We start from the raw sequence: 13,351 nt of genomic DNA, 5'->3' as shown, positions 1-13,351 counted from the left end.
GGTCGGGGAGGTCGTAGAGGTCGGGGAGGTCGGGGAGGTCGGGGAGGTCGGGGAGGTCGTAGAGGTCGGGGAGGAGTCCATCCGGGCGTCGCCGGATCTGCTGAGCCGGACCGCACTCGGCGTGTTCCGCCTCAACGGCCAGTTCCTCTCCGTCTCGGAGGAGCTGGCCCGCCCCGCGGGCCTGACCGCGGCCTGGTGGCAGGTACTGGGGGCCGTGCTCCGCGAACCCCTCTCCGTCGCCGGCATCGCCCGGGCCATGGGCATCACCCGGCAGAGCGTGCAGCGCATCGCCGACCTGCTGGCCGCCAAGGGCCTCGCCGAGTACGTCCCCAACCCGGCCCACCGCCGTGCGAAGCTGCTGCGCCCCACGGAAGCCGGCCGTGACGCCATCGCGCTGATCGGCCCGGGCCACGCGTCCCTGGCCACCCGCCTCGCGGAGGCCCTGGGCGAGGAAGGCTTCGCCGAGACGGTCCGCGTCCTGGAACGCCTGTCGGCCGTCCTGGACACCTTGCCGCCCGACTCGGCCGGCGCCGGCCCTGCCCTCTAGGGCTGTGGCCGGAGAGGCTCGCCGGGGCGCGCCGTCCCGTGCGGCGCATCTCCCCCGGCTTCCGCTGGGAGGGGGCGGTCGGCCGGGCCGTCCCCGGTCCTCGTCGGGTACGGAGCCTGTGCGCAGGGCGCCCAGGCCGGCCCGACAGCGCACGGCCGACCCGACACGAGGGGGCGCGGGCCCGACGACCGCTCGGACCTGACCTGTTCAACCGTTCCGCGCGCACCCTCGGAGCGGCCCGACTCCCCCACCCGGCCCGGAGGGACGCCCAGACGTTCAGGGGGCATGCCGGGCGCGGATCTGACGGCCGCTCGGAACCGGCCGGATCGACGACGGCCTCCGGCCCGCAGCCCCGCATTCGGCCCGCCGCGGGCCACGCGCAGCCGGTCCGGGACCCGACCCGGCGCCGGGGCGGACAGCCGCTCGGACCTGACCCGTTCAACGGCGGCCCAGGCCACCCCCGCGTCCGCGCGAGCCGACCACGCCCGCCCAACGCCCCCGTCCCCGCGACCCGTAGATGCCGTCCTGGACTCCCCGCGGACGCCCGGCCGGTCCGCGCCGCCGCAGGCAACCGCACCCCCGCACTCGGTGCCGCGCGCATCCGCACTATTGTCGTCCTCCGGCGAGTCCCAGGGGGAGGACCAAACCGTCATGGAACAACTGCACCCACGGGACCCGGATCAGATCGGTCCCTACCGCCTGCTCGCCCGCCTCGGCACCGGAGGCATGGGCCAGGTCTTCCTCGGCCGCTCCGACCGCGACGGCACCGCGAGCGCAGGCGGCATTGGCACCGGCATTGGCACCAGCGGCGGCGACGACGACACGATCACCGCCGCCGCCCACACCGCCGCCGTGAAGCTGATCCACCCCCACCTCGCCGCCCACCCCGGCTTCCGCGCCCGTTTCCGCCGCGAGGCCGCCGCCGCCCGCCTCGTCGGCGGAGCCTGGACCGCGCCCGTCCTCGACGCCGACCCCGACGCGGAGATCCCCTGGCTGGCCACCGCCTACATCGCCGGGCCGAGCCTGCGCCAAGCCGTCGGCCGCGACTTCGGCCCGCTGCCGGTCGGGTCCCTGCGGGTCCTGGCCGAGGGGCTCTCGTACGCCCTCCAGGACATCCACCGCGCCGGACTCGTCCACCGGGACCTGAAGCCCGGCAACATCCTGCTCACCGTCGACGGCCCCCGCGTCATCGACTTCGGCATCGCCCGGACCCTCGAGGCCACCGGCGACCCCGCCCTCACCCAGACCGGCGAACTCCTCGGCTCCCCCGGCTTCCTCGCCCCCGAGCAGGTGCACGGCACGCCCGTGACCCCGGCCTGCGACGTCTTCGGCCTCGGTGCGGTGCTCGCCTACGCCGCCACCGGCCGGCTGCCCTTCGGGGACCCGGAGCAGTCCGGAGGCATCGCCGCACTCCTGCTGCGCGTCACCGAAGCGGAACCCGAACTGGCCGGCGTACCGCCCGAACTGCGTGACGTCGTACGCGATTGCCTGCGCAAGGATCCGGCCGCGCGGCCGACCCCCGCCGAGGTGCTCGCGCGGGTCGCCGCGGACGGCGGGAGCGCCCCGGGTCCGTGGCTTCCGGAGCCGCTGATCGCACGGCTCGGGCAGCACGCCCTATCCCTGCTGGACCGCGAGGAGGCCGGCCCGGACCGCCCCGCGACCGCGACGCGACCCCTGGCTGCGACTCCGGCTCCGCACGCGGGAGAAGCGGAAGCGTCGAAGGCCATATCGGGCCCCCACCCCCGCGCCCGGTCCGCTTCCACGGCCTTCCTCCTCGCCGTCTCGGCGGTCGTCGCCGTCGCGGCGGGCGGCACGGTGTACACCGTCATGAGCGGCGACGGCGACGACCGGCGCCCCTCCACCGCGGACACCCCGCCCGCCACCACACAGGCCACCGCCACTGCTTCCGTCGCCCCGGCCACGCTCCCCGAGGCGTACGTCGGCACCTGGCGCGCCACCTCCAGCGGCCAGACCTGGCTGCTCACCCTCACCCCCGGCGCGGCCGGCGCCCCGGTCATGTCCCTGACCGTCCAGGCGCCCGGCCTCGCCTGCTCCTGGAGTGCGCCGCTGCACTCCGCGGCCCCGGGCACGGTGGCGCTCGATCCCTCCGCCGTCACCTCCGGTGCCCCGCCGACGTGTTCACCGGGCGGCCGGAGCACGCTGCGGCTGCTTCCCGACGGGAGCCTGGTCCGCGAGCTCGAAAACAGTCCGAGCGCCCCGCTCACGTACCGCCGGAGGTAATTATTTCGATGTCGATAAGCCTGTAGGCAAAGCTTGTTGCATCCGAATATCCCACCGCACACTGCGGCACATGGAGCCGTTGAGGTTAGTGGCACGAGTGTGGGAGCGGATCGAGGCGCGCGACTGGGACGGACTGGCTCTGCTGATCGCCGAGGACGCGGTGATCGAATGGCCCGTCAGCAGCGAACGCATCGTCGGGCGCGCCAACTTCATCTCCGTCATCAGCGACGACGACTACGCGGACGAGAGATCCGTGGAAGTACTGCGGATCCTCGCGGACGGCGACCTCGTCGTCACCGAGGTGGAGATACCCGAGGACCACGTCGTCTACCGCGCCGTCTCCCTGTGGACCGTACGGGACGGGGAGGTCGTGGGCGCGCGGGAGTACTGGACCAGCCCCGGCCAGGACCCGGCACCCCGCTGGCGCGCGGGCTACGTCGAGCCCCTCGTGGACCCGCTCACCGATCCACGCACTGATCCGCTCACCGATCCGCTCACCGGCCGGCCGGCCGATCCGCTCGCCCTCCCCTGAACCGGCCCGCCCCGTCCCCTGGGTAGTCCCTGTCATACCTGAGAGCTACTTGGGAAGACGGCTCTCCAGTGGGACGCCGACCATGGCCTCCGATTCCTAATTTCGTGACCAGAGAAGAACGCAGCACCGCCCCTCTGGCACGAACGAAGGAACGGACCCATGAGCCGCCGCCCCACCGCACGTCCCGCCGGCCGCCGCAGCGGCCGTCTGCGCCGCACGCTGCTGGCCGGGCTCGTCGCCGCGGCCGTCGTGTTCCCCGTTTCCGCCGCTGCGTCGCCCCACGTGCCCGCCCTGGCCCCCGCCGCCCTCACCGAGGCCGCCTCCCTCCCCTCCCGGTATGCCGCGAACCTCGCGAATCTCACCGAGGCCGCCGGGATGGCCGAGGACGCCGGCCGTAGCGGCCGGGCCGCGAAGCTCCGGGCCATGGAGGCGGGCGGCGACGCCCGGTTCCTCGTCTTCGACGGGCGCGGCAAGGGCCGTGCGATAGAGGTGTTCGGCGATCTGGAGAGCGCCGACCGGGTCGCCGTCCTGGTCCCCGGGTCGGACACGACGCTGGACACCTACCAGAGGTTCCGTGCCGGGGCGGTCGCCCTGCAGCAGCGCCTCCAGGCCGGCCATCCGCGCTCCGCCGTGGTCGCCTGGCTCGGGTACGACACCCCCGGCACGGTCAGCCCGACCGTGCTGACCACCGGCCGCGCGGACGCGGCCGCCGCCGAACTCGGGCCGTTCCTCGCCCGCTTGGAGCGGATGACCGTTCCGGACGCCCGGCTCTCGCTCCTCTGCCATTCCTACGGGTCCGTCGTCTGCGCCCGCACCGATACGGGACCCAAGGTCACCGACCTCGCACTGTTCGGCAGCCCGGGCACGGGGGCAGACGTCGCCGCGGACCTGCCGACCCGTGCCCGGGTGTGGGCCGGCCGGGGCGCCGGCGACTGGATCGGACACGTCCCGCACGTCCGCGTCGCCGGGATGGGCTTCGGCACCGATCCCGTGGACCCGGCCTTCGGAGCCCTCCCCTTCGCGGCCGGCTCCGGCGGGCACAGCGACTACCTCAAGCCGGACACCGAGTCCTTGAACAGCCTGGCCGGGATCGTGCTCGGCACCTCCCCGACGGCCCGGCCCGCCACCGCCGCCGCCCTCACCCCGTCCCTCGGCCGGCACCTCACCTCGCACCTCACCCCGTCGGGCATCACCGCTGCGGAGGCCTCGCATGCGTTCGCGTAAGCCGCACTCCCGCTGGTCCGTTCTCGCGGACCGCATCGACGCCGGCACCCCCGCCCACCGGGACCGGGCCGTGGACGCGCTACGGGCCTTCGCCATCCTCGGTGTGGTGCTGGGGCACTGGCTGGTCACCGCGCTCACCAGCGTCGACGGAGGCCTGCAGACCGCCAGCCCGCTGGCCCACATGAGCGCATTGGCCCCGGTCTCCTGGGTGTTCCAGACCCTGGCCGTCTTCTTCCTCGTCGGCGGCCATGTCGCCGCCCAGGGGTACGAGTCCGCGCGCGGACGCGGAGTCCCCTACGGCCGGTGGGTCGGGCAGCGACTGGGCAGGCTGTTCCGGCCGGTCGCCGCCGTCCTCGTCCTCTGGACCGTCGCCGCCGGCGGAATGCTGCTCGGCGGGGTCGGGACGGACACCGTCCACACGCTGCTGAAGCTCGTCCTCTCCCCGCTGTGGTTCCTCCTCGTCTTCGCCGCGCTCACCGCGGCGACCCCGCTCGTGTACCGGATCAACCCCCTGTGGCCACTGGCCGTGGTGGCCGTCGTCGACGTCTGGCGCTTCGGCCTCGGCGGGCCGGGGTGGATCGGCTGGGTCAATGTGGCCGCCGGCTGGCTGGTCCCCTACACCCTGGGCGCCGCCTGGGCGCGGGGCGCGTTCTCGCGGCGTGGCCCGGCCGCCCTGCTGCTGCGCGGCGGGATCCCCGCCACGGCCGCGCTGATCCTCTGGGGCGGGTGCCCGGCGTCCATGGTCGGCGTGCCCGGGGCCGCGATATCGAACCTGAACCCGCCGACGCTCGCCGCCGTCGCGTTCGGCCTGGCCCAGTGCGGGCTCGCGCTGCTGCTGCGGGAGCCGCTGGCCCGGGCGATGAGCCGGCCGCGCGCCTGGGCGAAGGTGGCCCTGGTGAACCTGTCCGCCATGACCATCTTCCTGTGGCACCAGACCGCGATGATGGCGGTCACCGCCCTGGGGCTGCTGGTCTCCACGGACCTGCCCGGGCTGCACACCGTGCCCGACTCCGCTCGGTGGATAGCCGTCCGGCTGCTCTGGCTGCCGGTGTTCGCGGCCGCGCTGACCGTCTGCTGGGCCGTGTTCCGTACCTACGAGCAGGGTGGCCGACCTCCCAAGAGCCGCTCCCCGCGCGGACCTTCCCGGGCCCAGGTGACCACCTCGCGGATCGTCGCCTCGTCCGTCCCGGCCGAGGAGAAGACCACGCCCGCCGCCGCTACCGGCCAGGGGGCCCCCGACAAGGAGACGGTCCGTGCCTAGGCTTGGCGGCGTGAACGAGCAGAGCAAGCCCCCGACCTCGACCCCGGCACGGCCCTCGGCCGCAGGCACACCCGCAGCCACCGACGCGGCCGCAGCCGCGTTTGGCGCGGGCTCCGGCAGCCGGCGCGCCAGGGCTTCGGCCGTGGTGCGGAGCGTTGCCCGCGACCTGCTCGACGTGAAGTCCGATCCGCTTCCGAAGATGTCGCGGCCGCGCTGGCTGGCCTGGCTCCCGCATGTGGCGCTCGGCTACCTGGCGGTGTTCTTCGTCTCCATCACCCTGAACCAGGTCAATGACCACTACAAGGTGAGCGGCACGTCCGTGCTGTTGCTGTCGATCCTGGTCGGCGTGTCCATCGCGGTAGCCGTGCGGCGACCGCTGGCCGGGTACTGGCTCGGCCTGACCGCGGCGGCCCTGATCGCCTTGGCGATCCACGACCACGTCGGGCAGGGCCAGAGCTGGCCTTGGCTGCCCGCCGGGATATTCGCCTTCGCCCCGGTGCTGCTGCTGGTGGCCCTGCGGGTACCGCCCCGGGTGACCGTCGGGGCGGTCGCCGTCACCGTCGCCTGCACCGGGCTGGCCGAGGCCCTCTTCAAGCCCGAGCACAGCGGTAGCACCACCCCCGGGGCCGTCCTCCTCTTCGCCTTCACCGGCCTCCTGGGCTACGCCCTGCGCTCGACGCGGCTGGCCCGCACCAAGCTGGTCGAGCAGGAGACCCTCACCGAGGAGGAGCGGGCCCGGCGCACCCTGCTGGAGGAGCGCAGCCGGATCGCCCGCGAGCTGCACGACGTCGTGGCCCACCACATGTCGGTCATCTCCATCCAGGCGCAGGTGGCCCCCTATCTCGTGGAGAACCCTTCGGAGGAGCTCAAGGAGAATCTGGCCGGCATCCGCGCGAATGCCCTGGAGGCTCTGACGGAACTGCGCCGCGTGCTGGGCGTCCTGCGCTCCGAGCATGCGGACGACTCCGCCGACTCCCATCATCCGCAGCCCACCCTGGCCGAGTTGGGCGGGCTCGTCGACAACGTGCGCGCGGCCGGGCTGGACGTCACCACCGAGATCGCGGGCGTCCGCCGGCCGCTGTCCCCGGGCGTGGAGCTGACCGCGTACCGGATCGTGCAGGAGGCGCTGAGCAACTGCCTGCGGTACGCGCCCGGTTCCCGGGTGGAGGTCGGCCTCGCCTACGGGCCGCGCGAGCTGCACGTGTGCGTGGCCAACTCCGCGCCGACCCGGCCGGTCCCGCCGTCGCCCGGAGCGGGGCACGGGCTGCTGGGGATGCGGGAGCGAGCGGGCATGCTGGGAGGCGAGCTGGCCGCAGGTCACCGCCCCAGCGGGGGGTACGAGGTGAGCGCCGTGCTCCCCATAGACCCCGTGTCCCCGGGCGGAGGCTCCTCCCCCGCCCCCGGGACGAAGAAGGAGACCTCATGACCGCGCCGATCAAGGTGATGATCGCCGACGACCAGATGATGGTCCGGCAGGGCTTCACCGTGCTCCTCGACGCCCAACCCGACATCGAGGTGGTCGGCCAGGCAGTCGACGGCGCCGAGGCCGTGGCGAAGGTCGCCGAGCTGGTGCCGGACGTGGTCCTGATGGACATCCGCATGCCCGGGATGGGTGGCATCGAGGCCACCTCCCTCATCACCGCCGCCCCGGGCTCCACGGTGAAGGTGCTGGTGCTGACCACCTTCGACCTCGACGAGTACGTGTACGAGGCGCTGCGCGCCGGCGCCTCGGGCTTCCTCCTCAAGGACGCTTCGGCCGATCAGCTGGCGGAGGCGGTCCGCGTGATCGCGGCCGGGGAAGCGCTGCTCGCGCCGAACATCACCAAGCGCCTGATCACCGAGTTCTCCCGGCTGGGGGCTCCGCGGGCGCCCTCGAAGGCGCGGATCGACGCGCTGACCGAGCGGGAGACGGAGGTGCTGTCGCTGGTCGCCCAGGGCATGTCGAATGCGGAGATCGCCGAGCACCTGATCCTGGCCGAGCAGACGGTGAAGACGCACGTGGGCCGGATCCTGGTGAAGCTGGGCCTGCGGGACCGCACGCAGGCCGCGGTGTTCGCCTACGAGACGGGGCTGATCCGCCCGACGGGCTACTGAGCCGGCCCGCGTAGTACTTGAGGGGGACCCCCGGAAATCCCCTTCAGCGGCGACGCGGACGAGGTCGCGGCCGATCTACCGTGGGGACCATGACCGAGACGACCCCTGGGGCCACCCCCCGGACACCCGAGTTGCGGCTGGCTTCGGGCCTCATCCAGAGCCTGCGCCAGGATCTGATCACCGATGCCTTCGCCTACCGTCCGCTGCCCCTGATGCGCACGGACGGGCCGCTGACTCGACGGCTCCCCCGGCGGATACGGAGGGAGGCCGTGTACCTGCCGCACGCGGCCTTGTGCCTGACGGCGTTCTTCGTGGTGACCTTCACCTCCGTCAGCGGCAGGATGCCTCCGGCCGGCGCCCTGGTGATGGGGCTGATAACGGCCGCCCCGGTCGTGATGACCCTGGTGCGGCCGGTGGGGGCGTTCTGGGCCGCCGTGGCGGTCACCCTCGTCTTCTCGGTCGTCAACGGGTCGGATCCGAACTGGCCCTGGTCGCCCAGCACGTTCGTCTCGTACCTCGTGACGGTGACCGTCGTGGCGATGCGGACCAGGCCCCGCACCGCCGGCTGGATGTGGCTGATAACGGTGGCGATCGGTGTCGCGATGTCCATCGTGCTCGGCCACGGGCACGCCATCACCCTCGGCCCGATGGCCTTCGTGTCGGCGATCGCCCTGCTGACGGTCAGCGTCCGCAACATCCGCAAGCAGGCGGAGCAGGAGGTGACCGCGCAGCAGGAGGTCACGGCCGTCGAGCGGGACCGGCGGACGCTGCTGGAGGAGCGGACCACGATCGCACGGGAGCTGCACGACGTGGTCGCCCACCACATGTCGGTGGTGGCCATCCAGGCGGAGGCGGCGCCCTACCGGGTGAAGAACCCGCCGCCGGAGCTGGAGGCCGCGTTCGTCACCATCCGGGAGAACGCGGTCGCCGCCCTGACCGAGCTGCGCCGGGTGCTGGGCGTGGTCCGCTCCGCGGACTACGAGGCGCCGGACGCCCCGCAGCCGACGCTGGCCTCACTGGACGGGCTGCTGGCCAATGTGCGGGAGGCCGGGCTGAGCGTGGAGAAGACGGTGACGGGCGCCGTCCGCGAACTGCCGCCGGGTGTGGAGCTGTCGGCCTACCGGATCATCCAGGAAGCCCTGAGCAACACCTTGCGGCACGCGCCGGGCGCGGCGACCGGCGTCGAGGTCTCGTACGTACTGGGTGGTCTGGGCATACGGATCGTCAATGAGGCGGCGACCGGGGACGCCCGGCCCTCGCCGGGGGCCGGGCAGGGGATCACGGGGATGCGTGAGCGGGTGGCCATGCTGGAAGGGGAGATGACGGCCGGGGAGACGGACTCCGGGGGGTACGAGGTGGCGGTGTTCATACCGGTGGCGACCAGCCGCCCGGAGCCGGCGAAGGATCCGGCATGACGATCAGGGTGCTCATCGTCGACGACCAGATGATGGTCCGGGAGGGATTCTCCGTCCTGCTGAACGCGATGGACGGCATCGAAGTGGTCGGGGAGGCGGTCAACGGGCGGGAGGCCATAGCGCAGGTGGCGGCGCTGAGGCCGGACGTGGTGCTGATGGACATCCGGATGCCGGAGATGAACGGCCTGGAGGCGACGCGGGAGATCGTGGCCGCCGACACGAACGCGAAGGTGCTGGTCCTGACGACCTTCGACCTCGACGAGTACGTGTACCAGGCACTGCGGGCCGGGGCCTCCGGCTTCCTCCTCAAGGACGCCTCCGCGCGACAACTGGCCGACGGGGTGCGGGTGGTGGCCGCCGGGGAGGCACTACTGGCCCCCTCGGTGACCAGGCGGCTGATCACCGAGTTCTCCAAGCTGTCGGAGGTCCGGCCGCATTCGGGTTCGGCGGCGGTCTCGGAGCTGACGGAGCGGGAGACGGAGGTTCTGGTGCTGATCGCGCAGGGACTGTCCAACGCGGAGATAGCGGACCGTCTGATCATCGCCGAGTCCACCATCAAGACGCACGTGAGCCGGATCCTGGTGAAGCTGGGCCTGCGGGACCGCACGCAGGCGGCGGTGTTCGCTTACGAAACCCGGCTGGTGACCCCGGCTTAGCCGGATCCGAAAAGTTGTCCACAGCTGTGGACAACTTTTCGGGCGAGGGATTCCCGAGCCAGATCGACGGCCCGGTCCGCCCGTCGCTCACCCGTACGGCGGAGCCGTCATCACCGAGGTCGGCGACGACCGCCCGGCCCGGTCCGCGACCTCATCGGCTCGGCCGCGGCCGTCTGACGGCGCCCCGCCGCCACAGCCCGCGCGCCAAGCCCAGCTCCCGGGCGAGCGGGGCCCATACGACTGCCCCCGGGCCCGGATCCCCGGCCAGCCACACCAGGCGCTCCACCGGCGGGTCGGGGGTGTCCGACTCCGCCGGCGAGGGCGGCAGGGCTGGCTGCGGCAGGGCCGACTGCGGCAGGGCCGGGGCGCTGCGGGGCCAGGAGCGCGGCGGCAGCACCCTGCGGCCCAGTGGCCCCAGGGTCAGCACGTGGCGTCCGCCGTCGAGGACGAGCAGTGGCGGCAGCCCGTTGTCTCGCAGCACCCGGGCCTCGTGGGAGGTCCAGCGCAGCCCCGGGTCACGCAGGATCCGGCGTACGCGCTGGGCGGCGTACAGCTCGCGGAGCGCGAAGAGCACCGGGAGGCACAGCAGCCCCAGCAGTACCGCCTGGAGCGGCGCCGGGCGGGTGACCAGCGCCCCGATCAGCGCGGGCCAGCACAGCAGCGGCAGGACGCAGATCAGCGTGGCGTCCTGGCGCCAGTCGCCGAGCGCGTCCCGGACGGCCGCCTCGCCGGGCGGCCCGGAAGGCGGCCCGGAAGGCGGCCCGGAAGGCGGCCCGCCGGGCTCCGGCCCGACCTCGTGGAGTCGTCCCATCGAGCCCTCCCCGTGTCGCCTCCGTCGCGTCACCCCTGCAGCGTCACCTCTGGAGCGGCAGTGTCAGCCCCCACGCAGCGGGGCACAAGGTCCAGGTGCGCCTGCGGACCGGGCCGGTGACGGCGGCGTCGGCCCGGTAGCGGAAGTCCGCCCCGGACACCGTCACGGCGGCCGCCCGCGCACGCACCACAGACCCCTCGCCGGAGTCCCCGCCCGAGCCGCCACCGCCCGGGCCCAGCCTCACCATGACGTCCGCCAGCCCGTCGCCCTCCCGGGCCGACACGCAGACGTCCTCCACCAGCCAATCCACGTCCGCCAGGACCACCCCGTCGGCCTCCACGCGCAGCCGGTGGCCGCCCTGGGCCCCGGACGCCGCCACCGGCGGGCGGACGAGCGTACGGACCAGCGAGCGGTACGCGCTCCACACCGACGGCCCTGCCGGCCGCGGCACGGCCCGTACGGGCGGGATGGCGACCCCGCCCAGCACCACCCCGTCACTGTCGTCGACCAGCAGGTCCCGCATCCCGACGGCCCCGTCCAGGACCGCCCGGGCGGCCGACACGGCCGACAGCGGCACGCCCAGCCGCCTGGCCAGTCCGAGTGACCCCGCCGGCCCCACGGGAATCAGCGAAATGGCCCCCTCGGACAGCGCCCGCTCCCGGTGCAGCAGCCCGACGGCCCGGACGAGCGCCCGGTCGTCGCCCACGATCACCGGCTGCCGATGACCCCGGCGGGCCAAAGCCCGCGCAAACTCCTCCGGCGAGTCCGGGAGGCAGATTTTCGCTGCGGCTCCCGCTGACAGAACATCTTTCGCGATTCGCACGGACTCGCCGTCAAGACGGCGGGCGACCGGGTCGACGAGCACGAGCAGGCCGCCTACCGGCGCGCCCGCATGGCTCATGGTGGGCTCTGGAGCCGACACCTCGGTCCTTCCTCGGGTAGCATCTTTGTGCAAGAGGCCCTTGCGCTATTGCGCCAGGGCCTTCGTCTATTCCGGGGCACCGGTCCGACGGCTCAGCCTGCGGTGTACATCGTCGTACGCCCCCTGACCTTGGACATGCCCCATCCGGAAGAGGTGTACGCCTGTGCCCGCTCTTGTGCTGCTCGGAGCTCAGTGGGGTGACGAGGGCAAGGGAAAGGCCACCGACCTGCTCGGTGGATCCGTTGACTATGTAGTGCGTTACCAGGGCGGCAACAACGCCGGCCACACGGTCGTCGTGGGCGACCAGAAGTACGCGCTGCACCTTCTCCCTTCCGGCATCCTCTCCCCCGGATGCACACCGGTCATCGGCAACGGTGTCGTGGTCGACCCGGCCGTCCTGCTCTCCGAGCTGCGCGGCCTCAACGAGCGCGGCATCGACACCTCCAAGTTGCTGCTCAGCGGCAACGCGCACCTGATCACGCCGTACAACGTCACCCTCGACAAGGTCGGCGAGCGCTTCCTCGGCAAGCGCAAGATCGGTACGACGGGCCGCGGCATCGGACCGACCTACGCGGACAAGATCAACCGCATCGGCATCCGCGTCCAAGACCTCTACGACGAGTCGATCCTCACCCAGAAGGTCGAAGCGGCGCTGGAAGGCAAGAACCAGCTCCTCGCGAAGCTGTACAACCGCCGCGCGATCGACCCGGCGCAGATCGTCGAAGAGATGCTCCAGTACGCGGAGCAGATCAAGCCGTACGTCGCCGACACCACCCTCATCATCAACAACGCGCTCGACGAGGACAAGGTCGTGCTCTTCGAGGGCGGCCAGGGCACTCTGCTCGACGTCGACCACGGCACGTACCCCTTCGTCACCTCGTCCAACCCGACCGCCGGCGGTGCGTGCACCGGTGCGGGCGTCGGACCGACGAAGATCAGCCGTGTCATCGGCATCCTGAAGGCGTACACGACCCGCGTCGGCGCCGGCCCGTTCCCGACCGAGCTGTTCGACGCGGACGGCGAGGCGCTGCGCCGCATCGGCGGCGAGCGTGGCGTGACCACCGGCCGTGACCGCCGTTGCGGCTGGTTCGACGCCCCGATCGCGCGCTACGCGACCCGCGTCAACGGTCTGACGGACTTCTTCCTCACCAAGCTGGACGTGCTGACCGGCTGGGAGGAGATCCCGGTCTGCGTCGCGTACGAGATCGACGGCAAGCGCGTCGAGGAGCTCCCGTACTCGCAGTCGGACTTCCACCACGCGAAGCCGATCTACGAGAACCTCCCCGGCTGGTCCGAGGACATCACGAAGGCCAAGACCTTCGCGGACCTCCCGAAGAACGCCCAGTCGTACGTGAAGGCCCTCGAGGAGATGTCGGGTGCCCCGATCTCCGCGATCGGCGTCGGCCCCGGCCGCACCGAGACCATCGAGATCAACTCGTTCCTCTAGGCACGACCAGGCATGACGCGAACGCGGAAGGGGCGGTGCGCCGTACGCTTGGGTTCTAGGAGTCGTTGCAACATCCCAGCTCAGGGGATGCGATGGACTTCAAGATTCGTGGGGACAGGACGCCTCAGGGCCCCCGGAAACTGATCCGGGAACGGGAGGCATACTCCCGGCTCATGGAACAGGGCGTCAGCAACACGGAGG

12 protein-coding genes are annotated in these 13,351 nt (G+C 72.7%); 10 read left to right on the top strand and 2 right to left on the bottom strand.

Annotated features, from left to right (window positions below; genetic code table 11):
- Window positions 1-79 precede the first annotated feature (79 nt).
- The 9 genes from J7F03_RS40510 to J7F03_RS40470 all read left to right on the top strand — a co-directional run bounded on the left by J7F03_RS40510 (window position 80) and on the right by J7F03_RS40470 (window position 9,970).
- Window positions 80-547 (top strand): MarR family winged helix-turn-helix transcriptional regulator, encoded by a 468-nt coding sequence (locus tag J7F03_RS40510; RefSeq protein WP_214958221.1) that lies wholly within the window; start codon window positions 80-82, stop codon window positions 545-547.
- A 651-nt stretch (window positions 548-1,198) separates the two neighbouring features.
- Entirely contained in the window at window positions 1,199-2,788 is a 1,590-nt protein-coding gene (locus J7F03_RS40505) for a serine/threonine-protein kinase (RefSeq protein ID WP_214958218.1), read from the top strand.
- An 88-nt stretch (window positions 2,789-2,876) separates the two neighbouring features.
- The gene (locus J7F03_RS40500; protein ID WP_308380180.1) at window positions 2,877-3,320 is read left to right on the top strand and encodes a nuclear transport factor 2 family protein; all 444 of its coding nucleotides are present in this window, start codon (window positions 2,877-2,879) and stop codon (window positions 3,318-3,320) included.
- 159 nt (window positions 3,321-3,479) lie between these two features.
- A complete protein-coding gene (locus J7F03_RS40495; protein WP_214958216.1) occupies window positions 3,480-4,544 on the top strand; it encodes an alpha/beta hydrolase in 1,065 nt (354 codons plus the stop codon).
- A complete protein-coding gene (locus tag J7F03_RS40490; protein ID WP_251073222.1) occupies window positions 4,531-5,805 on the top strand; it encodes an acyltransferase in 1,275 nt (424 codons plus the stop codon). The genes J7F03_RS40495 and J7F03_RS40490 overlap by 14 nt, the downstream gene beginning before the upstream one ends.
- Before the next feature lie 10 nt (window positions 5,806-5,815).
- Window positions 5,816-7,231 carry a sensor histidine kinase gene (locus J7F03_RS40485; protein ID WP_308380179.1) on the top strand — a complete coding sequence of 472 codons (1,416 nt, stop codon included), beginning with the start codon at window positions 5,816-5,818 and terminating at the stop codon, window positions 7,229-7,231.
- Window positions 7,228-7,899, top strand: coding sequence for a response regulator transcription factor (locus tag J7F03_RS40480; RefSeq protein WP_214958215.1), 672 nt, complete (start codon window positions 7,228-7,230; stop codon window positions 7,897-7,899). The genes J7F03_RS40485 and J7F03_RS40480 overlap by 4 nt, the downstream gene beginning before the upstream one ends.
- A gap of 89 nt (window positions 7,900-7,988) precedes the next feature.
- On the top strand, window positions 7,989-9,314 hold the full coding sequence (locus J7F03_RS40475; protein ID WP_214958214.1) for a sensor histidine kinase: 1,326 nt from the start codon (window positions 7,989-7,991) through the stop codon (window positions 9,312-9,314).
- Window positions 9,311-9,970 (top strand): response regulator transcription factor, encoded by a 660-nt coding sequence (locus J7F03_RS40470; protein ID WP_214958213.1) that lies wholly within the window; start codon window positions 9,311-9,313, stop codon window positions 9,968-9,970. The genes J7F03_RS40475 and J7F03_RS40470 overlap by 4 nt, the downstream gene beginning before the upstream one ends.
- Before the next feature lie 151 nt (window positions 9,971-10,121).
- Here the strand turns inward: J7F03_RS40470 and J7F03_RS40465 are convergent, their stop codons facing one another.
- Both J7F03_RS40465 and J7F03_RS40460 read right to left on the bottom strand, forming a co-directional pair.
- Entirely contained in the window at window positions 10,122-10,781 is a 660-nt protein-coding gene (locus J7F03_RS40465; protein ID WP_214958212.1) for a hypothetical protein, read from the bottom strand.
- Between the two features lie 43 nt (window positions 10,782-10,824).
- The gene (locus J7F03_RS40460; protein WP_214958219.1) at window positions 10,825-11,682 is read right to left on the bottom strand and encodes a diacylglycerol kinase; all 858 of its coding nucleotides are present in this window, start codon (window positions 11,680-11,682) and stop codon (window positions 10,825-10,827) included.
- A gap of 184 nt (window positions 11,683-11,866) precedes the next feature.
- On the opposite strand from J7F03_RS40460, the gene J7F03_RS40455 reads away from it, so the two are divergent.
- Entirely contained in the window at window positions 11,867-13,150 is a 1,284-nt protein-coding gene (locus J7F03_RS40455) for an adenylosuccinate synthase (RefSeq protein ID WP_214958211.1), read from the top strand.
- Window positions 13,151-13,351: the final 201 nt, after the last annotated feature.

The sequence above is a fragment of the Streptomyces sp. ISL-43 genome, from assembly GCF_018614195.1.
GTDB lineage: Bacteria > Actinomycetota > Actinomycetes > Streptomycetales > Streptomycetaceae > Streptomyces.
This window is presented reverse-complemented; position numbering and strand designations above follow the sequence as displayed.

Bases quoted from the DNA above. Each gene is read 5' to 3' on its own strand.
- J7F03_RS40475 (WP_214958214.1), top strand. From the start codon at position 7,989: ATGACCGAGACGACCCCTGGGGCCACCCCCCGGACACCCGAGTTGCGG.
- J7F03_RS40490 (WP_251073222.1), top strand. From the start codon at position 4,531: ATGCGTTCGCGTAAGCCGCACTCCCGCTGGTCCGTTCTCGCGGACCGC.
- J7F03_RS40495 (WP_214958216.1), top strand. From the start codon at position 3,480: ATGAGCCGCCGCCCCACCGCACGTCCCGCCGGCCGCCGCAGCGGCCGT.
- J7F03_RS40480 (WP_214958215.1), top strand. From the start codon at position 7,228: ATGACCGCGCCGATCAAGGTGATGATCGCCGACGACCAGATGATGGTC.
- J7F03_RS40460 (WP_214958219.1), bottom strand. From the start codon at position 11,682: ATGAGCCATGCGGGCGCGCCGGTAGGCGGCCTGCTCGTGCTCGTCGAC.
- J7F03_RS40465 (WP_214958212.1), bottom strand. From the start codon at position 10,781: ATGGGACGACTCCACGAGGTCGGGCCGGAGCCCGGCGGGCCGCCTTCC.
- J7F03_RS40470 (WP_214958213.1), top strand. From the start codon at position 9,311: ATGACGATCAGGGTGCTCATCGTCGACGACCAGATGATGGTCCGGGAG.
- J7F03_RS40505 (WP_214958218.1), top strand. From the start codon at position 1,199: ATGGAACAACTGCACCCACGGGACCCGGATCAGATCGGTCCCTACCGC.